22 protein-coding genes are annotated in these 22,557 nt (G+C 39.8%); 12 read left to right on the top strand and 10 right to left on the bottom strand.

Translation table 11 applies throughout. The annotated features are described in order from the left end of the window. Positions 1–255: 255 nt before the first annotated feature. On the top strand, positions 256–1,347 hold the full coding sequence (ychF, locus tag FTU64_RS11795) for a redox-regulated ATPase YchF (protein ID WP_078189045.1): 1,092 nt from the start codon (positions 256–258) through the stop codon (positions 1,345–1,347). Between the two features lie 274 nt (positions 1,348–1,621). Further along, positions 1,622–2,014 (top strand): hypothetical protein, encoded by a 393-nt coding sequence (locus FTU64_RS11790; RefSeq protein ID WP_373685369.1) that lies wholly within the window; start codon positions 1,622–1,624, stop codon positions 2,012–2,014. A 63-nt stretch (positions 2,015–2,077) separates the two neighbouring features. On the opposite strand, the gene FTU64_RS11785 is transcribed toward FTU64_RS11790, so the two are convergent. Then, the gene (locus FTU64_RS11785; protein ID WP_180059783.1) at positions 2,078–2,617 is read right to left on the bottom strand and encodes a DUF962 domain-containing protein; all 540 of its coding nucleotides are present in this window, start codon (positions 2,615–2,617) and stop codon (positions 2,078–2,080) included. A 100-nt stretch (positions 2,618–2,717) separates the two neighbouring features. On the opposite strand from FTU64_RS11785, the gene FTU64_RS11780 reads away from it, so the two are divergent. Then, positions 2,718–3,425 (top strand): Crp/Fnr family transcriptional regulator, encoded by a 708-nt coding sequence (locus FTU64_RS11780; protein ID WP_180059782.1) that lies wholly within the window; start codon positions 2,718–2,720, stop codon positions 3,423–3,425. 96 nt (positions 3,426–3,521) lie between these two features. Here FTU64_RS11780 and FTU64_RS11775 read toward each other — a convergent pair whose 3' ends face one another. Together FTU64_RS11775 and FTU64_RS11770 are read right to left on the bottom strand one after the other, a co-directional pair. Further along, positions 3,522–3,680 carry a hypothetical protein gene (locus FTU64_RS11775; RefSeq protein WP_257221543.1) on the bottom strand — a complete coding sequence of 53 codons (159 nt, stop codon included), beginning with the start codon at positions 3,678–3,680 and terminating at the stop codon, positions 3,522–3,524. Positions 3,681–4,114: 434 nt separating this feature from the next. Continuing rightward, entirely contained in the window at positions 4,115–4,594 is a 480-nt protein-coding gene (locus FTU64_RS11770) for a hypothetical protein (protein ID WP_078189048.1), read from the bottom strand. 103 nt (positions 4,595–4,697) lie between these two features. Here FTU64_RS11770 and FTU64_RS11765 point away from each other — a divergent pair, with 103 nt between their 5' ends. From FTU64_RS11765 to dapC, 6 genes are all read left to right on the top strand, one after another. After that, positions 4,698–5,450: an AzlC family ABC transporter permease gene (locus FTU64_RS11765; RefSeq protein WP_180059781.1), complete on the top strand. Its 753-nt coding sequence runs from the start codon at positions 4,698–4,700 to the stop codon at positions 5,448–5,450. Beyond that, a complete protein-coding gene (ygaH, locus tag FTU64_RS11760) occupies positions 5,447–5,794 on the top strand; it encodes an L-valine transporter subunit YgaH (RefSeq protein ID WP_078189050.1) in 348 nt (115 codons plus the stop codon). The genes FTU64_RS11765 and ygaH overlap by 4 nt, the downstream gene beginning before the upstream one ends. Positions 5,795–5,916: 122 nt before the next feature. Beyond that, entirely contained in the window at positions 5,917–6,408 is a 492-nt protein-coding gene (locus tag FTU64_RS11755; RefSeq protein WP_180059780.1) for a hypothetical protein, read from the top strand. Positions 6,409–6,702: 294 nt separating this feature from the next. Beyond that, positions 6,703–7,908 (top strand): formate-dependent phosphoribosylglycinamide formyltransferase, encoded by a 1,206-nt coding sequence (purT, locus tag FTU64_RS11750; protein ID WP_168379648.1) that lies wholly within the window; start codon positions 6,703–6,705, stop codon positions 7,906–7,908. A gap of 29 nt (positions 7,909–7,937) precedes the next feature. Continuing rightward, positions 7,938–10,604 (top strand): [protein-PII] uridylyltransferase, encoded by a 2,667-nt coding sequence (gene glnD / locus FTU64_RS11745; RefSeq protein ID WP_180059779.1) that lies wholly within the window; start codon positions 7,938–7,940, stop codon positions 10,602–10,604. 24 nt (positions 10,605–10,628) lie between these two features. Continuing rightward, positions 10,629–11,798, top strand: a complete 1,170-nt coding sequence (gene dapC / locus FTU64_RS11740; RefSeq protein ID WP_180059778.1) for a succinyldiaminopimelate transaminase — start codon at positions 10,629–10,631, stop codon at positions 11,796–11,798. A 364-nt stretch (positions 11,799–12,162) separates the two neighbouring features. Here the strand turns inward: dapC and FTU64_RS11735 are convergent, their stop codons facing one another. The 3 genes from FTU64_RS11735 to msrB form a co-directional block, all read right to left on the bottom strand. After that, the gene (locus tag FTU64_RS11735) at positions 12,163–12,684 is read right to left on the bottom strand and encodes an energy transducer TonB (protein ID WP_180059777.1); all 522 of its coding nucleotides are present in this window, start codon (positions 12,682–12,684) and stop codon (positions 12,163–12,165) included. Positions 12,685–12,784: 100 nt separating this feature from the next. Then, positions 12,785–13,273 (bottom strand): glutathione peroxidase, encoded by a 489-nt coding sequence (locus FTU64_RS11730; protein ID WP_078194370.1) that lies wholly within the window; start codon positions 13,271–13,273, stop codon positions 12,785–12,787. Continuing rightward, the gene (gene msrB / locus FTU64_RS11725) at positions 13,270–13,689 is read right to left on the bottom strand and encodes a peptide-methionine (R)-S-oxide reductase MsrB (protein WP_078189058.1); all 420 of its coding nucleotides are present in this window, start codon (positions 13,687–13,689) and stop codon (positions 13,270–13,272) included. The genes FTU64_RS11730 and msrB overlap by 4 nt, the downstream gene beginning before the upstream one ends. Positions 13,690–13,917: 228 nt before the next feature. Here msrB and FTU64_RS11720 point away from each other — a divergent pair, with 228 nt between their 5' ends. Beyond that, positions 13,918–15,348 carry a pyridoxal phosphate-dependent aminotransferase gene (locus tag FTU64_RS11720; protein WP_078189059.1) on the top strand — a complete coding sequence of 477 codons (1,431 nt, stop codon included), beginning with the start codon at positions 13,918–13,920 and terminating at the stop codon, positions 15,346–15,348. A 232-nt stretch (positions 15,349–15,580) separates the two neighbouring features. Further along, complete coding sequence (locus FTU64_RS11715; RefSeq protein WP_180059776.1) at positions 15,581–16,756, top strand: YbfB/YjiJ family MFS transporter; 1,176 nt, start codon at positions 15,581–15,583, stop codon at positions 16,754–16,756. 302 nt (positions 16,757–17,058) lie between these two features. On the opposite strand, the gene FTU64_RS11710 is transcribed toward FTU64_RS11715, so the two are convergent. Continuing rightward, on the bottom strand, positions 17,059–17,196 hold the full coding sequence (locus FTU64_RS11710; RefSeq protein ID WP_180004097.1) for a hypothetical protein: 138 nt from the start codon (positions 17,194–17,196) through the stop codon (positions 17,059–17,061). Between the two features lie 418 nt (positions 17,197–17,614). Next, positions 17,615–18,868 (bottom strand): NADP-dependent isocitrate dehydrogenase, encoded by a 1,254-nt coding sequence (gene icd, locus FTU64_RS11705; RefSeq protein WP_180022563.1) that lies wholly within the window; start codon positions 18,866–18,868, stop codon positions 17,615–17,617. A gap of 189 nt (positions 18,869–19,057) precedes the next feature. Here icd and FTU64_RS11700 point away from each other — a divergent pair, with 189 nt between their 5' ends. Further along, a complete protein-coding gene (locus tag FTU64_RS11700) occupies positions 19,058–19,846 on the top strand; it encodes an rRNA large subunit pseudouridine synthase E (RefSeq protein ID WP_078194376.1) in 789 nt (262 codons plus the stop codon). 82 nt (positions 19,847–19,928) lie between these two features. On the opposite strand, the gene FTU64_RS16385 is transcribed toward FTU64_RS11700, so the two are convergent. Both FTU64_RS16385 and FTU64_RS11690 read right to left on the bottom strand, forming a co-directional pair. Continuing rightward, the gene (locus FTU64_RS16385) at positions 19,929–20,684 is read right to left on the bottom strand and encodes a hypothetical protein (protein ID WP_257222247.1); all 756 of its coding nucleotides are present in this window, start codon (positions 20,682–20,684) and stop codon (positions 19,929–19,931) included. A 64-nt stretch (positions 20,685–20,748) separates the two neighbouring features. Then, positions 20,749–22,452, bottom strand: a complete 1,704-nt coding sequence (locus FTU64_RS11690) for a M61 family metallopeptidase (protein WP_180059775.1) — start codon at positions 22,450–22,452, stop codon at positions 20,749–20,751. Between the last annotated feature and the right edge of the window lie 105 nt (positions 22,453–22,557).

The following is a 22,557-nucleotide window of genomic DNA, read 5'->3' as shown; positions in this document are numbered from 1 at the left end:
TTTGTTGTAACTGTAGTTTATAAAACCCAGTAATTTTATAGGGATACTTTAGTCACTGTGTTATTGAAACACAATGTCATTTTTGCACCTATTCTGCATCTGTAGTGCAACTCAAGCATTATTCAGACGTGAATTCATCTCTATCTCTGCGCGATTCAATAAGATATACATTCTCCTGCCCATATCACCTGACTTTATTATGGCTTTCATGTAAAATCATCCACAATTTTTTTATAATACTTTGTGAGTTATTTCATGGGTTTTAACTGTGGTATTGTCGGCCTGCCGAACGTTGGTAAATCAACGCTTTTCAACGCATTAACAAAAGCTGCGATTGCTGCTGAAAACTTCCCATTCTGTACAATTGAGCCAAATACTGGGATTGTACCTGTACCTGACCCACGTATGGATAAGCTTGCTGAAATTGTAAACCCACAACGTGTTGTCCCAACCACGATGGAATTTGTGGATATCGCAGGTCTCGTTGCTGGTGCATCTAAAGGTGAAGGCCTTGGTAACCAATTCTTAGCCAACATTCGTGAAACTGATGCTATTGCACACGTTGTACGTTGTTTTGAAGACGAAAATGTCATTCACGTAAATGGCAAAATTGATCCACTTGACGATATCGCAACAATCAACACTGAACTTGCACTTGCTGACTTAGAAGCTGTTTCTAAAGCAATTACACGTCTAGCAAAATCTGCAAAAGGTGGCGATAAAGAAGCGATTGCGACCAAAGCTGTTTTAGACAAAATCTTACCTTTACTGGATGAAGGTAAACCTGCGCGTGCAGCTGACCTTGATGAAGATGAACGCAAATTGGTTCGTGGTTATGGTTTCTTAACCCTTAAACCAACCATGTATATTGCCAACGTTGCAGAAGATGGTTTCGAAAATAACCCTCACTTAGAAGCAGTACAAAAATTAGCTGCTGAAGAAAATGCGATTGTGGTTCCACTTTGCAACCAAATCGAAGCAGAAATTTCATTACTTGAAGACGAAGACCGTGCGGAATTCCTTGAAGCTTTAGGCATGGAAGAACCTGGTCTAAACGTAGTTATTCGTGCAGGTTATGGCTTACTCGGCCTTCAAACATACTTCACAGCGGGTGTACAAGAAGTTCGTGCTTGGACAGTAAAAATTGGTGCAACTGCACCTCAAGCTGCTGGTGTGATTCATACTGACTTCGAAAAAGGCTTTATTCGTGCTGAATGTGTTGCCTACAACGACTTCGTTCAATACAACGGTGAAGCTGGCGCTAAAGAAGCAGGTAAATGGCGTTTAGAAGGTAAAACATACATCGTTCAAGATGGCGATGTTTTACACTTCCGTTTTAACGTATAAGACAGTACTCATAAGAAGCCAGCAATTTGCTGGCTTCTTTAATTTTAGGCAAATGATGAAGCCAAAAAAATAAGCATATTTAAAAACTTAAAACCTGCTTAAAAACAAAATTATATCGACACGAATACATGATTTGGTTGCCGAGTCACCACAGTGCAACGACTTAAATCTCTACCGTTCTGCTATAAATTTATTCATAGGCACTAATGCCTATTTTCATAGAACAATAGCAATGAAAAAAATCAGCACAATTCTAACAGCAGGTATCTTTACAATGCTTAGTGCAACTGCGTTTGCATGTCCACAAGGCACCACACTTACAGGTGGTACAGGTGCAAACCATAAAGGTGGTACTTGTGTTTCCATTGCTAAAGATACAAAACATCAGGAACGTACTGCTACACATGCAGCACAAGTTGCGCAGCATGATGCAAAAGTCGCTCGACACGATGCAAAACAAGCCAGCCAATTGGCTCAAAGTAAAGTGAAACATAATCAAAAATTAGCAAAACATGATGCAGCTCAAGCACAGCATCTTGCAACACAAGCAAAATCAGAAGCTAAAACTTCAGCCCATGCTGCCAAAGCTGCAAATACTGACGCAAAAGCAAAAATCGCTGCACAAAAGGTCGCAGCGGAACAACATAAAGCTGCTGTGAAATCCTAAACAGTTGAGAATCAACACATCGCAAAAAAAGCCGGAATTATCCGGCTTTTTTATTCAACTCATTTATGGGTGAGCAATATGTAATGCTTTTGAATCCATCTCTGCACGCTGTCTTCTTCCTTCTGTCAACATGCGTTGTTCAAGCTCTTTACGAAAGCCGAGTAGAAACACAAATTCTGCTAGGACAAATAAAGGCCCTATTGCCAAGCCAATAACATCATCCATAAACACAGGCTTTTTCTTTTCATAATAATGACCGATAAATTGGATGATCCAACCCACAACAAAGATCCCCACACTCCAGATCAACCATGACATAAGGCTCATTTTTGCGATCATTAAGGCTAAGGGATATGTGACGGCAAACACCAAAAGCATGATCAAACCGAAAATTTTATCTAAACTCAGGTAATAAATGACACTGGCAATAATCAACAATAATGCAAGGGTTAGTTCAAAACCTGAAATCATCAGCCCTGCTCGTGCTGTTAGACACATAATCGAAAATACAATGAGCGGGATACCCACAAAATGCGTCAGTACATTTTTTCGATCTAAATGATATGCTGCATATTGGCTTAGCAGTCTTTCAAGTTTGCTCATTAACTTACTCCTTGTTCATTCACTCATTTCACTATATAAAAAATGCATCAATAAAGTTGTCAGCTAATAGACAAATTGGACCAAAAAATAAGGATATGCTGTGCTGGACGCTCAATATGTGCATCAACTCAATAAAAATGTGTGGTATTCAGGCTTAAATCTTTCCTTCCAAGACTTTATCTGCCGCCATGCCCTGACCTTAACTTTCGAAAAAGACGCACGTGTTTTTTTATCAGGACAGCGTTTTAATGGTATGTATGCAGTCTTAGAAGGCGCAGTTCGCTTAGGCTATATTGATATTCATGGCAAAGAAGCGATTGCCGCCATTGCTGAGCCGATTATGTGGTTTGGCGAAATATCCTTGGTTGACCAATTACCACGTTCTCACGATGCCATCTGTACCAAAAAGTCCACCTTATTACACTTACCGGCTCAAGCAATTCAGCAATTATTACAACAACACCCTGAGTTTTGGTTTCATATTGCCCAGCTCACCAGTCAAAAACTTCGCTATGCCTTTATGGAACTCATAGCCTTACAAACGCAAAGTTTAAGTCAACGTCTCGCACAGCGTCTGCTGTTTATTTTAAATGGATATGGAAATCATTTGGAAATTGAGCAACACACCATACATATCTCGCAGGAACAACTCGCGCAACTGATGAATTGCTCAAGACAATCAGTCAATCAGGAGCTTCAGCAGTTGGAAAAAATGCAGGTGCTTCGTGTTGCGTTTAAACAAATTGAAATTTTAGATCTAGCGCAGTTACATCAGATTGCTCATGCACTTCCTGTGCATGATGTCTGACATTTGTGATTTAAATAAGTGCATTTAATTGCACCAGAATGATTCTTTATAGTTATTTTGCTTTTATTTGTGGCACTTCGCTTTATCGAGTTTTGATCACGACAATAATTGGCAAACATTTACACTGTCAAAACCATTTGTACATGCTGCAACTTCTTGAGTTGATGCTTCTGATTTGTCTTCAGTCGCTGCTTGTACATTGATCGCTGTAGTCAAAACAGCCAAAACCGATAACTTCATTAATGTTTTTTTCATCTTAATCACCTATTCAACGTCTTTAATTTAACTTACATACTTCATCTTTTACGCAGTAATTTTTACATACTTTATCAAATAATGATAATTTTAATTTTTAATCACATTATCTATACTTTATATTATTAATATTTTAAAGATATTAATTAAAGAGAAGGTCAGACGACTGGCGTTCTAAAATGGGGGGATTTTTTATCAATAAATTTTTCTCAAAAGATATTTTTACTATTCATTATCTATGCTTTATCTATTTAACTTCAGAAAACAACCATGCAATTTGGAATTTAGCTCAATACTACGGCAGCGCACTGATTTAATTTTTATATAAAATAGCGATGATTTTAGGAGGATTTTCCAATCCTCTCTTATAGATTTATTCTTGTTTTTTGATATTTTCCAAAAAAAAGCAGTGAAAATTCACTGCTTTGATCGAGTTAAACGCCTACTTTTTTCGGATCGGTATTTCCGAGTTCAGGGTTTTCAATCGCACCTTTGCATTGATTTTTATCACGCTCATAATCAGCTTGCTTCTGTGCAACAGTCGAACTCTGATCAATACTTTCACGTGCCCAAATTTCCAGACTTGTTAAAGCCTTACGACACAGTGCATATTTACCTTCAGTCACAGAATCGGTCATTTTGACATTGATACGCCATTCGGTACTCAATTTACGCGCTGGAACACGGACTTTCTCTTCCATCTGATCGACTTGCTTTGCATAAACAATCGGATCAACTTCATTGATAAATGCCCAAGCTTTGGCAGCATACTCCGTTGCATCATTGGTTAATTTTGGTGCTGCTTTAATTTCGACTTGAGCTTGTTCAGCTCCATCATTACCACAGGCCTGCAACAACACCGTGCTGCTCAATAATGAAACAATCAGTATCCCACGCATCTTTAACCTCTGCATATCTGGCTCATTTCAGCAAACATATTCGGCAATATGCTAGTGAATTCGAGTACAATACTCAATCATCATTTGACCTGTTGTTCAACTCTTTCAAAGGTGTGTCGTGTCTGAGCACAAACTTCCTACAGTTCAGCCTGCGGGTTTTTGGCAAGGTGCTAAAGATAGTCAAGCCATTATCTTTACCTATCTTCCTGTTTCTTTTGCATTTGGAGTTTCTGCGACTCAATTTGGTTTCACTGCGTGGGAAGCCTTATTTTTATCATGCTCTATGTATGCAGGTGCCAGTCAGTTTCTCGTCGTAGCGTTACTGGGAAGTGGAACATCTATTTGGATGACTGCTCTTACTGTAATTGCTCTCGATATACGCCATTTGCTCTACGGTCCTGCTTTACAAAACCTGATTCAAGACCGACTCAATTTAAAGAAAACGGCAGTTTGGGCTTGGGGTTTAACCGACGAAGTTTTCGCATCAGGCATGATCAAACTGTCGCAACGTCGTCAAGAATGGTCAGAATCTTGGATGTTAGGACTCAGCTTATTTAGTTGGCTGTCTTGGGCAATAGGCTCATTTTTAGGCGGTTTATTTGCCGATCAAGTCAGCAACCTTCCACAATTTTTACAAGCCGCACTCGACTTCCTACTGCCTGCATTGTTTTTAAGCTTTTTACTTGCAGCATTTGAGAAAAAACATACATTTGTGGTCACGGTTACAATTATTGTTTCTGCGATTGCCTGCTACTTTATTGACTTGTCTGCCGCGATTTTTATCGGTATTTCTTCTGGTATTTTTGCCGGTTTATTCAAACATTATGTCTTAAAAAAACCTGATCCTGAACATATGGGTGAAGCATCATGAATCTAGAAATTATCTTGGTCGGGATTTTGGTCGGGATTGCGAATTTTGCATCACGTTTTGGGCCATTTTTTGTAATTCAGAAATTTCAGCAAGGTTCACAACAGCGTGGTTCTTTATGGCTTAAAATCGCTTTGGGCTCGATTGGTATCGCTGCAATTAGTTCAATGTTGGTGGTTGCAACCTTACCGCCTCTGCTTGAAACCCCAAATAAAAGCTTTGCCATGTTGGTTGGATTTGCGGTGCTTGCAGGCTTGTATTTTAAGTTTAAAAAAATTGTCCCTGCTACGCTCACTGCGGCACTGACTTACGGCTTAGTCTATACCTATATACCTTTTCATCTCTAAAGCCGAGACAGCGACAATCCAAATCCCCCTCAAGTACGCGCTTCTTTAGCCTGTACTTTTTAATTTGCAATATTTATGAGATAGTCAACGCATAACATAAAAAATGTAGCGAAAACCAATAGATGGCAAAGCACCATTTTATTCAAGGCAAAATTTATATTCATTCTATACAACCATCTGAATTGCGTTGGGGACTGCAAAAGCCCATAGAAAGCGTATATTTTCAATGCTTCATTCAAAACCAGCTGTTCAGTGGTAATTTCTGCGCTGTACATTGCCAACCTGCAGATCAGATCCGCGCCATTTATGTCGAAAAAAATCAGCAAAAGAAGATTGTCGGCTTATATAACTGCACACAGCAGATTCTGCATTTACACCCGCGTCGCCTGTTGTTTCCGCACATATCTATGCTCCGTCTGTTCAGCAATTTTCTGCAGCTGATCGGCTTCTTATTGATTTTTCTATTGTGCATTTTCAGCCTCAGTTCATGGCTCAATTCATCATTTCACCTTCTATCGGTAGCTGCAGACGCACTCTATTTCACTGCCATTTTAATTGGCTTAATATTGATTTTATGCATATGCGCCGCACCACTGCTCGGATTGCTGTACTAGCCCAATTTCCGCCAAACATCTATACAGCTTTGTGCGCTTCAATGTGCAAATTTGGATATTAAGCCATTCTCTGCATCTGTAAAAAATGCAGGTATATTTAAAGTGAATTTAAATAAAAACAACTAAATACCACTTTTTAAAGATTTTCACAGGTAAATAATTACACGAACGCATACCCATAAAGATATAAAAAAAATTGTTGGACAATATCATTTATTTATGTGAACACTCGCTTATCTCTCGAACAAGTTCTGCTATGCTTAAATTCCCATAAAATCAAGCATGGATGATTACATGAGCGTCACTATTGGTACTCCACTTCAGTCTTCAGCGTATAAAGTCTTACTGTTAGGTTCTGGTGAACTCGGTAAAGAAGTTGTGATTTCATTGCAACGTTTGGGTGTAGAAGTTCATGCTGCCGATCGTTATGACCATGCTCCGGCCATGCAAGTTGCACATTTTTCTCATACTTTAAATATGGCAGATCCTGAGGCACTTAAAGCCTTAATTTCTCAAGTTAAGCCTCATTTGATTGTCCCTGAAATTGAAGCCATTGCGACTCAAGTTTTGGTCGAGATTGAAGAACAAAATATCGCAACAGTAATTCCATCAGCAAAAGCTGTAAACCTGACGATGAACCGTGAAGGGATTCGCCGTCTAGCTGCCGAAGAGCTTGGACTCCCGACTTCAGCCTACCGATTTGCCAATACCCTTGAAGCGTTCCGTGCTGCATGCGATGACATTGGCTATCCAAACTTTGTTAAGCCTGTCATGTCGTCTTCGGGTAAAGGACAGTCACGTGTAAAAAGCTTTGGTGAAGTCGATGCTGCTTGGGAATATGCACAAACAGGTGGGCGTGTAAATCAAGGTACAGTGATCGTGGAATCACAAATTGACTTTGACTTTGAAATCACCCTGCTGACTGTTCGTGCAAAAAATGCAGAAACAGGTGAAATTGAAACATCATTTTGCGACCCAATTGGCCACCGCCAAGACGCTGGTGACTATGTAGAAAGTTGGCAGCCACAACTCATGACTGCTCTTGCATTAGAGGAAGCCAAGCGTATTGCCAATAAAGTAACCATTGCATTAGGTGGATGTGGCATTTTTGGGGTGGAACTGTTTGTCAAAGGCGATAAAGTATGGTTTAGTGAGGTATCACCTCGTCCACACGATACAGGCCTTGTCACTCTTGCATCGCAATTCCAAAGCGAATTCGAACTGCATGCACGTGCCATTCTTGGTCTGCCTGTGAATACTGCTCGACACAGTACTGCTGCGAGCGCAGTCATCTATGCAGGCGTGGATGATACCAATTTATCATTTACTGGCTTAAATCTTGCTTTGGCTAATCCAGACACCGATTTACGCCTCTTTGGTAAACCAGAAGGCTTTAAACGTCGCCGTATGGGCGTAGCAACAGCACGTGCTGAAACCACAGATCACGCACGTGAACTTGCTCAACATGCTGCACAACAAGTCAGTGTTCAACAAAACTAAGTTTGTAACACCTTAACGGACCACTGTTCATGATCAATACGCTTCCTCTGCTGAATTACATTAAAAGTAACCACGACATTCAGGCGATTAACCAATGGCGCTCAGATGTTGAAAATCAGCTACAGGAATGCTTTGAAAATGGACAGTCGATTCGTGATGTGATTTTGGCGCGATCAAACCTGATCGATGAAGCCTTAAAGTTCTTATGGACACATGCTGAACTCGACCAAACTGATCTCGGTTTATTTGCTGTCGGTGGCTATGGTCGCCGCGAAATGCTGCCTTACTCCGACGTCGATATCATGATTTTGTCTGAAGATGAAATCAGCCCAGAACAAGAAAAACTCATATCCAGCTTTATTTCCACACTTTGGGATGTCGGTAATTTCAAGCCGGGCATCAGTGTACGTACTATTAACGATTGTGTTGCTCAAGCCACCAATGATTTAACCGTGGCAACAGCGCTGATCGAAGCACGTTTGATTGTGGGCAATGAACACCTAGCCAAATGGCCACGCCGTATCGTATCGCAGACATGGACGGATAAAACCTTCTATGATGCAAAAATGCAAGAGCAAGCCAAACGCTATGCTCAACATAACAATACCGAAAGCAACTTAGAACCCGATATTAAAAATGCGCCCGGCGGTATCCGTGATATCAACCAAATCGGATGGATTGCTAAGCGTCATTTCCGTGTCAATCGCATCTATGACCTTGTACATTTGGGTTTTATTTCAGAGTTTGAACTTGGCGTTCTTGAAGAAACAGAAAGCTTTCTTTGGGAAATTCGTCATCATTTACATCGCTTAACCAAGCGCGACGAAAACCGATTATTGTTTGATTATCAACGTGACATTGCCGCTAAATTTGGCTATCAACGTGAAGAAGGTAAATCACCGAATTATCCAATCGAACAGTTCATGAAACGTTACTACCGTAGCGCTCAGCAAGTGACGACGTTAAATGAAATGCTCTTGGCTTATTTTAATGAATCGGTCATCACACCGCGCTTGCCTGACTATGAACGTAAAATTGAAGAGATCAATGCTAACTTCAAATTAGTCGATGGCAAATTAGCGGTACAGCATCATAAAATTTTCTCTGAAAATCCAAGTGCTATTCTAGAAATTTTCTACCTCTTGGCGAATCGTCCAGAAATTGAAGGGATTCGTGCCCGAACTTTACGTCTATTGTCACTTGCAGCAAAACGTATTGATCAGAACTTCCGTGACAATCCTGCACATCAAGCCTTATTTATGGCGATCATTCGCTCACCCTACCGTTTATACGACACCATGGTGGCGATGAAACGTTATGGCGTGCTCGGCAACTATATTCCTGCCTTTGGGCAAATCATGGGACTCATGCAATATGACTTGTTCCATATTTACACTGTCGATGCCCATACCCTATTACTACTACGTAATTTAAACCGTTTTAAAGAGCCTGAATTTGCTAAGGACTTCCCTGTCGTTAGCTCCGTATTCCAACGACTGGCGCGCCGTGACATTGTTTATTTAGCGGCAATTTTCCATGATATCGCCAAGGGTCGCGGCGGTGACCACAGTGAACTTGGTGCAGCAGATGCAATTAAATTCTGCCGTACCCATGGGTTTACTGAACGTGAATGCAACCTTGTCGCATGGTTGATTCAAAACCATCTATTGATGTCCGTTACTTCTCAGAAAAAAGACATTTCCGATCCAGATGTGGTGAAAGAATTTGCTGAGAAAATGGGCGATATGGAGCATCTCGACTATCTCTACACCTTGACAGTTGCTGATATCAACGCAACCAATCCGACACTTTGGAATACATGGCGTGCATCCCTCATGCGCCAACTGTATACACAAGCGCGTGATGTGATTCGTTCTGGTTTGGGTCGTCCTGTAGATTATCCAATGCTGATCGAAGACACTAAATTTGCGGCCAGTGAACTATTAGTCAACGATTTTTCGCTCTACGATGTAGAAACTGTTTGGCAAGAACTCGGTGATGAATATTTCCTGAAAGAATCTGCCGATGAAATCGCATGGCATACGCGCGCCATTTTAAAACATGGCAATAATGCAGAACCATTGGTGATGATGCGAGCACATCGCAAATTTGCACAAGATGCGGTACAGATCTTTATTTACACCCAAGATCAGCCTAACTTGTTTGCGACCACAGTGGCTATTTTGGACAGAATGAATCTAGATGTTCAAGATGCCCGTATTATCACTGCATCCACTGCATTTAGTTTGGACACCTATGTTGTACTTGACCGTTTTGGCACCTTATTAACAGATCCAGAGCGTGAGCAAACCGTTATTGAAGCGCTTAAAAAAGCCTTGAGCCAATCAGACAAGTACCCAGGCCTGATGCAACGTCGCATTCCACGTCAACTGCGTCATTTTGATATTGAAAATACCGTGAGTATTTCTTTCAATGAAGCACTTCAACAAAATATGGTTGAAATTGCGACACTTGACCATCCGGGCTTACTTGCTAAAGTTGGTGGTTTATTTATGATGCAAGGTCTAGATATTCACTCTGCGAAAATTGCAACGCTCGGTGAACGTGCTGAAGATATTTTCTATGTCACTAAAAAAGATGGCTCACCTATGAGTGATTCAGAAGCGGAAACGTTTGCTGCACAGTTAAAGTCAGCACTCGATGAAGCATCGAATCAGGTTTGTAGTCATCATTAACTTAAATTGATCGGTATCCATTCCATGAACTCCAGTTTGTCATTATTGCACCCTTATCCATTTGAAAAGCTAAATAAGCTATTTCAGGATGTGAAACCCGCAGATTTGCCTTTGATTCCCCTATCGATTGGTGAACCAAAGCATCCTGCACCGGAGTTTGTGAAACAGGCCATTATTGATAATTTTCAGCACTTATCCACTTACCCAAACAGTAAAGGTTTACCTGAGCTCCGCACAAGTATTGCAAATTGGTTAACCCGTCGCTTTAAACTCAATAGCATCAGTGCAGACACCAACGTCCTGCCTGTGTCAGGTACACGTGAAGCGATCTTCTCGTTTGTACAAGCTTTGATTAAACGTGAAGACACCCCTTATGTGGTGATGCCAAATCCGTTTTACCAAATCTATGAAGGCGCAACTTTACTTGCGGGTGCAGAGCCTTACTTCATCAACTGTACAGAAGAAAATAACTACCTTGGCGACTTTGACGCTGTGCCAGCTGAAGTTTGGGAAAAAACCGCTTTACTGTTTGTCTGCACACCGGGTAATCCTACAGGTGCGGTACTTTCTAAAGAACAGTTTAAAAAACTGATTGCACTGTCTGACCAATATAATTTTGTGATTGCATCTGATGAATGCTACTCAGAGCTTTGGTTTGATGAAGCACCTGTTGGTCTGCTTGAAGTCTGTGCTGAAATAGGCCGTGATGATTATAAGAACTGCGTGGTATTCCACTCACTGTCTAAGCGTTCTAACTTACCGGGTATGCGTTCTGGCTTTGTTGCAGGTGATGCTGCGCTTTTAAAACCTTATTTACAATACCGTACTTATCATGGCGCTGCGATGCCTGTTCAACACCAGTTAGCTTCAATTGCAGCTTGGGATGATGAAGCACACGTCGAAGAAAACCGCGTACAGTACCGTGCAAAATTTGAATTATTCCAACGCGAACTGGGTCACCTACTACCATTACAAAAACCTGATGCTGGGTTCTACTACTGGTTAAAAGTCGATAATGATGAAACTTTTGCGAAAATGCTAATGGAAAAAGCACACGTTAAAGTGCTTCCAGGCCGTTATTTATCGCGTGATACGGCACAAGGTAATCCGGGTGAAAACCATGTCCGTTTAGCCCTTGTTGCTGATATTACCCAATGTGAAGAAGTGATTCGTCGCTTAAAAGCAGTGCTTTAATTGATTTAAAGTGTTCTGCTTAAAATAAATGCCCCCTGATTTGGGGCATTTTTATTTGTGTCATTTCTTAACAATCATTCAGAGCTAATCATCTAGCAATAATTATTTATAAACAATCATTAAGAAATCATTGAACACTATTAGAAATCAAATGTACCACCCAATTTAAATGTTCGAGGTTCGCTCAGTGTTAAACACTGTATGAAAAATAAGTATGGTCATAACGGATTGTTGTAAAGCGAATAGATAAGCAGACATCTGAAAGGTTTTAGCTAGTTGCAAAGTAATATCTTTCATTATCAATTAGATCCACCAGTAATAACAGATCATTTATGAAACTCAAAATTTGCCTTCTGCTATAAGCTTATTGAGGTGGATGAAGAGAAAATTCATGTTCAACAGTATAACTGAGATTTTTATCAACCATCGGAATAGGTTCAAGTCGCGCAACTAATAAGGATTTTTGTACTTTTTGATCAAAGTTTTTAGAGCCTGAACTTGCAATAAGTTTTGAGCCACCAATATAGCCTGTTGCAGCAATCACGGTGAGCTGTAGTTTGACGGGATGCTTATATGTTTTCATTTCAGACGCAGACAGCACATATTTCGGTGCATTTACCCAAGAAACTTCATACATTTTCGGTTTTACATGTGGATCAATTACATCTGCAACACGCGTAGGTTGGTATTCTTCTATAGGTGTTTTTAACAATTGCAATAATGCGTTGACCCGAGCATCTGTAGTACGGTCTAGATTGCTTGCAACAACAGACATTTTTGTAGGTTCAGATGCACTTGGAGTGCTATCTGCCCAAGCTAACCCCACACATACGAGTAAAAAAAACGTTAAAACACAAATTCGACGTTTAACCATCTGCTTAAACAATGTTATGACCTTCAAATAAAGACACTTCAGTATAAAACATCCAAAAAATAAAGACGCTTCCGCGCCTTTATATCAACCTCAGTTCGGCCAATGATTCACTTCATTTTGACTGAGCCAAAGCTTTTTCAATATCTTCATTCAATGTTTCAGGCTTGGTCGTGGGTGCATAGCGGTTTAAGACCTGACCATTTTTTCCAATTAAAAACTTCGTAAAATTCCACTTAATGCCATTTCCCAATACACCTTTCGAGTTATTGGTTAAGTAACGGAAAATCACATGCGCTTCAGGGCCTTTTACATTCACTTTGGCAAACATCGGGAAAGATACGCCATAGTTTTTTTGACAAAACGCGCCAATTTGATCATTCGAACCCGGATCTTGTCCGCCAAATTGGTTGCATGGAAAACCTAAAACCTCAAAACCTTGATCTTTATACTGTTCGTAAATTTTCTCCAAACCTGCAAATTGAGGAGTGAACCCACATTTGCTGGCGGTATTTACAATTAATAAAACCTTACCTTCATAATCTGCAAAGGATTTATTACTTCCGTCCAGTAATTCTGCTTCAAACTGGTGAATAGTTGTCATGGATAAGTTTCCTCATCATTTTTTTCTTTTGTTTCTAATTCTAAGGATGCCGAATTAATACAATAACGTAATCCAGTCGGCTGTGGGCCATCAGCAAAAACATGCCCTAAATGTGCGTCACAATGATGACAAACAATTTCTGTCCTGACCATACCGTGTGTCGTATCTACATTTTCTTCCACCGCAGCAGGTTCAATCGGCTTATAAAAGCTCGGCCAACCACAACCGCTATCGTATTTTGTTTCAGAAGAAAAAAGCGGTTCCCCGCAACAACGGCATACATAAGTACCAGCTTGTTTAGTATTCCAATATTTTCCAGTGAAAGCTTGCTCCGTGCCTTTCTGACGCGTTATGCGAAACTCTTCTGGTGACAATTCTCTTTGCCATTCTCTTTCTGTTTTATTGAGTTTTCCCATGATGACGTCCCTTTATATCGTGGTATTTAAAATAGGATAATCCTATATTTACGTCATTCATTCTTAAATTTCTAGTCTTTATTCAACAATTTACAAAATCTATATAATGACCAAAAAAGCAAAAGGTAAGCAAATCTAAATCAATGGTAAGCAAAACACCAAATTAAATGCTTTTTTGTGAGCAACTTTAGTGATAATCTTAGCGCTACTCTTGCTCAGGATTAAAAAATGTCGCAGAAAAAGAGCGTAATTTTTAAAAATCTGCTGCCCGTGATCAAACAATATCAACAGGCAGGGTTTACGCATGAAAAAATAGTTGCTTTACTCAGAGATGAACATCATCTCGATTTAGTAACGACCGAGACATTTAAAAGCTATTTATACCGTTATGCAAAAGTGACCTCCACTCTTTCCGAGAATATAAAAATGCCGAATACGTTTAACACACCACGCGAAATTAAGAAATCGTCTAAGCTCGAGCATGTTTGCTACGACATTCGCGGACCAGTGTTGCGAGCGGCCAATGAGATGGAAGAGGCTGGCCATAAAATTATTAAATTAAATATTGGTAACCCTGCTCCTTTTGGTTTTGAAGCGCCTCAAGAAATTATTAACGACGTGGCACTCAACCTGCCAAATGCAATTGGTTATACCGACTCAAAAGGCATCTTCCCTGCGCGTAAAGCGATTTGTCAGTATTATCAACAAAAAGGTATCTTAAACATGCACGTGAATGACGTGTATGTTGGTAATGGCGTATCTGAACTGATCGTGATGGCAATGCAAGGCTTGCTCGACGATGGCGACGAAATGCTAGTGCCTATGCCAGATTATCCGCTTTGGACAGCAGCAGTTAACCTTTCTGGCGGTACAGCTATTCACTATAAATGTGATGAAGAAAACTTCTGGTATCCAGATATTGCCGACATGGAAAGTAAAATCACCCCGAATACCCGCGGTATCGTGGTGATTAACCCGAACAACCCAACAGGTGCGGTTTACCCACGTCATGTGCTTGAGCAAATTGTAGCTCTTGCGAAGAAATACGACTTAATTTTATTTGCTGATGAAATTTACGACAAGATCGTTTATGACGGTATTGAGCATGTTTCTGTTGCTTCATTGGCAGGTGATCAGCTGTGTATTTCTTTCAATGGCTTATCTAAAGCATATCGAATTGCAGGTTACCGTTCAGGCTGGATGGCAATTACAGGCGATAAATCACGCGCGCTAGACTACATTGAAGGTTTAGACATGCTCGCGTCGATGCGTCTGTGTGCCAACCACCAAGCGCAATATGCGATTCAAACAGCTTTAGGCGGTTATCAATCAATTAATGATCTCATCCGTCCGGGCGGTCGTTTATATGAACAACGTAACATTGCTTGGGAAATGTTGAATGATATTCCGGGTGTATCTTGTGTGAAACCAGAGGGTGCTATGTACTGCTTCCCTAAACTGGACCCTGAAATTTACCCAATTCAAGACGATGAGAAATTCATGTTGGATTTCCTTCGTGCTGAAAAAGTACTTTTGGTTCAAGGTACGGGCTTTAACTGGCCAACACCTGATCATTTCCGTGTGGTGTTCTTACCTGCTGAAAATGAACTACGTGAAGCACTCACTCGTTTAGGTCGTTTCTTGGCGAAAATGCGTTAATTCATAAGTGCTTTAAAAATAAAAAAACCGTACGTGCTGTACGGTTTTTTTATTACTGTATGCTTAAATTTGACTTCTTACTGTACTCACACCACAGCTATCTTTTTGAATCGTTAAGTTTTTAATAATTTATTTTGAGCTTAGACCTTAGTCAAAACTTTAAGATCTGTTGATTTTTCTACAGCATATTCATGTTATTTTTTAACCAATCATAAAAATACATGAGTACAGGATGTTCTCAAACAAAATTAAACTGAGCCTATTTCTCTGTCTAAGCATGTGCCTAGGCATCGGGATCTTACGTTTTTCCTATACCGCACTCCTCCCTTCAACCCGTGAAGCCTTTGGTTGGAGCCCAAGTTTTGCCAGCATCTTAGGCAGCGCCAATTTGCTCGGCTACTTAATCGGCGCATTTTGGGCCATGAAATTACCCCAAAATAAAAGTATGGTGAGCTACATCCAACTTGCAGCTATTGCAGGAACACTCAGTTTACTCAGTTGTGCATTTTCAGGTTTTTCAGAACTTTGGTATAGCACTTGGCGCGTTATTTCAGGGATCAGCGGCGGCTTACTAATGATCCTCTCCCCAAGTGTTGTGGCCCAATGTTCACAGCTTCAAGACCGCTTTAAAATCAACTTTATTGGTTTTAGCGGCATTGGCTTGGGGGTCCTAATGGCAACGCTATTTTTGCCTTACATCCAACAAATGTCGACAAAGTGGGCTTGGTTGATTTTATTTTCTTTTTCAGCCCTGATTTGTATTTTACTCAGCGTGCTTTTGAAGAGTTTTAAATCACAGCTCACAACACTCACCGCGATTCCAGCAGTAGAACATAAAGTCGATGGAATTTTCTATTGTCTCTTAATTGTGTATAGCACCAGTGCTTTTGCTTACGTGCCCCATTCATTATTTTGGATTGACTATTTAACTCACACCCTACACCTAAGCCCGATCGGGATCAATTTCAATTGGATTTTATATGGTCTGGGGAGTGCTTTAGGGGCATTTGCTGCTTACTGCCTAGCACAAAAACTGGGAAATATCAGCGCTCTTAAAATATTATATAGCAGCTATGTCTTGGCGATTTTTATAGCAATTATTAATATCCATCCACTTTTTACTTTTTTATCTTCTTTTGCGACAGGCTTGCTCAATCCAGCAGTGGTTTTTCTCACCTCTTATACCATTCTGCAAATCTATGGTAGCGCCTATAAAAAGCTCTGGAGTATTGCAACCCTGTGCTTTGCATCTATTCAATTAATCGGTGGTATAAGCTTTAGTTTTTTACAGCGAATTGGTATTGATTATTCACAGCAATTTATTTTGGCCGCATGCGTACTCTGCATTGGAACAATGCAACTCTTTTGGTTCACTCGAACAGCAAAATTAAGTAAGCATCTCGTCTAGGTAGATCACAAGACATTCAACTACATCACCAATCATGTATATAAAGAAAAGACCTATTTAAATAGGTCTTTTCTTTTTGATAAATCGTGAATGGACTAAGCTTTTTTCAGCTTTTTCTTTAACTTTTTCAAAGCAGAATTATGCTTTGAAATTTTGTTCAACCTCGCTTTAATTTCCTTTTTAAGTGATTTGGTTTTCTTAGACAAATTCATCTCCTTCTCGTCTACGTATAAAACTTAAATTTCGTTCAATTAGAAAATCGTTTGACCAAATGAACTTTGACTCACAAAGTCTTTAGCCTATTAATGATGTTGTTGACGCTGATTTCGTTGATGTGGCTGTTGTTTCTGTTTCTTTTGGTCTTGTTGCTGTTGCTGTTGCTGATCATTTTGCTGCTGTTGATCAGTTTGTTGGTTTTGTTGATGCTGTTTACGAGACATTTCATTTCTCCTTTTCATCACAAGTGTCGCAATGTGCTACTACTAGATGTACTTCTACTAAAGGACAACAACCAATGTACCGCTAATTTTCAAGGATCCAAGCCGATAAATGTTTCGAATTACGTCATTGTAAAATCACTGGCGAATAATTAATTTGAAATCAATCCCCCTCTATTTTCTGCATTACTTAAGTTCACTCGAATAGTGCGGTTTTAAACTTTTAGTAACATGACAAGCATGCCAGACCATCTGATTGATTGCGTGAAGCCACCTTTTGATTGCTGTTTTTTGAATGGTATTGTGAAGCTATGATTCTGTGTTTTTAATGTTTAGTCCTAAAAAAGGACTGAATGATTCAATCCTTTTTACCTAGCCTTTTATGCATCTAGCTTTTTTACACCTAGATTAGCAAATAAAGTTAGTCCATATGCTCAATGATGGCTTGTCCAAACTCCGAACAACGCAATAGTTTTGCTCCTTGCATAAGTCGTTCAAAATCGTAAGTCACTGTTTTTGCTTCAATCGCCCCTGCAATACCTTTAATAATTAGATCTGCAGCTTCTGTCCAGCCCAAATTTCGCAGCATCATTTCTGCAGACAGAATAATAGAACCTGGGTTTACTTTATCTTGACCCGCATATTTAGGCGCTGTGCCATGTGTCGCTTCATATACTTGCACAGCGCCACCAATATTGGCACCCGGTGCAATACCAATACCGCCAACTTCGGCCGCCAAAGCATCTGAAATATAGTCACCGTTTAAATTTAGGGTAGCAATGACTGAATAATCGGTCGGACGCATCAGAATCTGCTGTAAAAAAGCGTCTGCGATCGCATCTTTAATCACGATCTCTTTGCCAGTTTTCGGATTTTTTATTTTGACCCAAGGACCTCCATCTAGCAATTCACCACCAAAGCGCTCAAGTGCGACTTCATAACCCCACTCTTTAAACGCACCTTCGGTATATTTCATGATATTGCCTTTATGCACCAAGGTGACATTCGGCTTATCATTATCAATGGCGAATTGAATAGCTTTCCGAACCAAACGCTGAGAACCTTCTTTAGATACAGGCTTAATACCGATACCGCAATTTTCCTCAAAGCGAATCTTAGTGACGCCCATTTCCTCTTTAAGAAATTTGATCATTTTCTTGGCTTCAGGCGAATCTGCTTTCCATTCGATCCCTGCGTAAATATCTTCTGAGTTCTCTCGGAAGATCACCATGTCTGTACGTTCAGGATGCTGAACAGGTGAAGGAACACCCTTAAACCAACGTACTGGGCGCACACAGACGTAGAGATCTAATTCTTGACGTAGTGCAACATTTAGCGAACGAATGCCACCACCGACAGGCGTCGTTAACGGCCCTTTAATTGAAACTACAAATTCGCGTAAAGCCTCAAAGGTTTCTTCGGGCATATAGGTACCATAAATTTTATTGGCTTTTTCACCACAATAAACTTCCATCCATTCTATGGCACGTTTTCCACCATAAGCTTTTTGTACTGCGGCATTCACCACAGTTTTCATCACGGGCGTGATATCAACACCAATACCATCGCCTTCAATAAATGGAATAATTGGATTATTGGGAACATTGAATGATAAGTCTGAATTTACTGTAATTTTTGTCCCATCCACTGGAACGACGATCTTCTGATAACCCATTTTTATGATCCTCCCTGAGAAGCGAGTGAAAAAATAATTGCTGTTTGATAAGACTTTTAATTGCGCTTCACGCATAATACTCTAAAGCAAATCTACCTTTTTTGAGATTTAGATGGGAAATAGCTGCATTTCCCTATTGAATAAATCTTAACCAATTTGAATTATTGTATTTAATAGAAGTTATTTCCTATGAAAATCGTCATCTTAAACAAGCCATATGACGTGCTCTCCCAATTCCGTAAAGACGAAGCGCATATGACCATATCTGACTTCGTGGACGATCCTAGTCTACGTATTGCAGGTCGTTTAGATATGGACTCTGAAGGTTTGGTATTTTTAACTGATCATGGTGGTTTAAATCAGTACATCACCAATCCTGAAAATAAAAAGTTCAAAACCTACTTAGTGCAAGTCGATGGCGACATCACAGAAGAAGCGCTTGAACAATTACGTAAAGGCGTTGAGCTAAAAGATGGTATGACTTTGCCAGCCAAAGCCATTAAAGTGCAACAGCCAGAATGGTTATGGGATCGTGATCCTCCTGTACGTTTCCGTGCAAACATTCCAACCTCTTGGGTTGAAATCCAAATTTGCGAAGGCCGTAACCGTCAAGTTCGTCGTATGACTTCAGCAGTAGGTTTCCCGACTTTACGTTTAATTCGTACACGTATTGGTGCCATCGATTTAGTTCAATTGGGTTTAGAACCAGGTGAAACCAAAGAAATTGAGCCTTTACTGTACCCTGACTTTCAAAATGTACCTGCAGAAGAACCTTACCGTTCGCGCTCTTATGTGAAAAAACCAGGCGGTACAGGTGGTAAGCCAATGGTTCGTAAGAATAAAGACGGATCCGTGAAAAAGTCAGGTACAAAACGTATCTGGCAAATGGATGAGAGCGAAAAACCAAAACGCCGTACCAATGGCACAACTCGTCCGAATACTAAAGCCCCTCGTGGCCGCGGTCGTAACGGACGTTGATATTATTTCTTAAAAATTAGTTTGAAAAAAGCTTACGCCAGTGAGCTTTTTTTTCAATAAAAATGTATCTATGAAGCATAATTTATACAACTTTACTTGCTACTAACGAATCTCTCAGTGATGGCTTTAATACTTGAACCTCACCTGTTTCATGTCTTAATATTCTATATGAATAAATATTTTCAGTTTCTAATCCGTAAATATTCTGAAATCTCATCTTAAATTTAAAATCCAAATCATTGATTTTTGCTGATAAAAAATCATTAGTATAAGTGTCATTCAAACAATCTAGCCTTAATTTAAATTCAATAGACTCATCAACTAATATTTTCATTTCACGCTGATAAATTGTGTCATCCAAAGTCATTAATAAAACAATTCTTGATTCATTAATTCTCGAATAAACACTAAAAATTAATGAGCATAACTTTTCAGGCTTATTAGTTAATAGATCTCTAATATCAACAATTTCTAATTTTGGAGTGCATAATTCTAAGTAAGGTTGGCATGAATTATGATTCATTCTCAATTGTTCTGACTGTAGCTGAGCAAGATACCCTTGCTGTTTAACGCTCTCCTTCATCTCATCAATTTGCAATTGAAGCGCTCTTTCTTGCTGTTCCAAAGCTTTGGTATTTTGATCCAACTGTTTACCTTGTTGTATATACCCCATAATCAGCCAAAAGAATGCAATTGGCGCAAAAATGCCTGCAAGAGCATCTCCTAATTCATTTAAAGATGATGAAGATTCTAAACCTCCAAAAAACCAAACAATAATAATTACAGTCAACCAAATGCCTGTAATAGCAATACCCCAATTTAAACTTTTTTGATTCATCTTTTACTAATAAAAAACCCATACCTAAGTATGGGTTTTACATGAAAATTAAATACTTATCAAATTAAGCTTTTAACCACTTCTCAGCTTTAGCCTGATCTTCAACTTTAAGTTCAACTTCCGTCAATTCTGAACCTGCCGCTTCTACTTCAAAGCTCATCAACTCATCACGGCGGAATGCCAGTACGGTATAAGTTCCATCTTGCTTGGCATATTTTTCTGCCAATTTAACTGTCGCTTTTAGACCATCAATTGCAATAATCACATCATTTGCAGACAAGCCAGTTTTTGCCGCCGCACCGTCACGGCGAGCAGACTGAACCAACACACCTTCAGGCTTATCAGCCAGTTTTAAACCAAATGGCAATGATTTGTCATTTTTGAGTGTATAGCTTAAGCCAAACTCAGGGAACAACTGATCTAACGGCAATTCATCTGTAGTATTAATCAAGTGATTGATTTGTTCTAACCAATCATCACCTGTTAATTCATTACATAAATTGAAAATAGTCCGTTCATTGACTTGAATGCCATTTTGCGCATTTTCATATAGCTTACGCATTAAGGCATCAAGGCTAGAACCGCGCAGGCGTAAGCCTAGATCTAAACACAATGCAACGAGGCAACCTTTGTTGTAGTAACTTGTACCTGCGTTATTTGAGTTTTCATCCTGACGGTAGAATTTCACCCATGCATCAAAGCTTGATTCAGCCACAGTTTGAATCTCACGACCCGGATTTTGCAAATAGCGATCTATTTGTGCTTTTAAAAGCTTGATATAAGAATCCTGATTGATCACACCGCTACGCAGCAAGATCAAATCATCATAATACGATGTAAAACCTTCAAAAATCCAAAGCAAAGAGGTATAGCCTTCTTTGTTGAGGTCATAATTCACAAAGTTTTCTGGACGGATAAATTTTACCAACCATGAGTGGAAATATTCATGGCTGCATAACCCTAAGAAACGTTGATAATCTGCCGATGGTTCTACAGGTTCATTGGCTTTTGGCAAATCATCACGCGGGCTAATTAAACTCGTACTGTTTGGATGCTCTAAACCACCATAGCTATTGGCCGTTGCCATGGTCATAAAGGTATAGTCTTTAAATGGCGCCGAACCAAACATTGAAATTTCAGTCGAACAAATTTTTTCGATGTCTTGCTGCATACGCTGCGCGTTCATGGCATGTTTGCCCGACACCACAAACTCATGCGGAATGCCGTTGGCTTCAAAACTGAAACGGGTTTGATCCGCCAGTTCAAACGGTGCATCAATCAGCTGAGCATAGTTATCTGCATATAAGGTATAACGACCTTTCACTAAACTTTTTGACTTCAATCCAGTCGCAAGTTGGAAATGCTTTAACTCTGGTGGCAAGAAAACTTCAACCTCAATGGCTGTATCTTCTTGGTCAACTAAACCTAAACATGCGCAAGCTGGATTGACATATAAACGGCTTTGATCGACATAAGCACCACGGACCGACAAGTCAAAGGCATATACATCATATTCAACCGTGATCAACTCATGATCTGTATTGAATAAACGCCATTTATTTTTTTCAAATTTCTCAATTTGTAACAAACGCCCATCTTCATCATATGCTCGAACGGCTTCGATATGCTTCGAAAATTCACGGATTAAGTAACTTCCGGGAATCCAAGTAGGCAACGAAAGCACCTGTGTAGGATTTGCCAAGAAACGTGCAGTGACATGGACTAGATGCTGACGATAATCGTCAAATTCGATTTGATAATGCAACATAATGGGCGATATAAAATAAATAAAAGATAACTTATCAATTAGATTAACATTTTTTACAACGGAATGCGGAACTGTCGCAATTGTCTACAATTATGACTAGTCAGC

The organism is Acinetobacter sp. YH12128, from assembly GCF_013418655.1.
GTDB lineage: Bacteria > Pseudomonadota > Gammaproteobacteria > Pseudomonadales > Moraxellaceae > Acinetobacter > Acinetobacter amyesii.
Note: the sequence above shows the minus strand (reverse complement) of the source record. Positions and strands in the feature narration are given on the sequence as shown.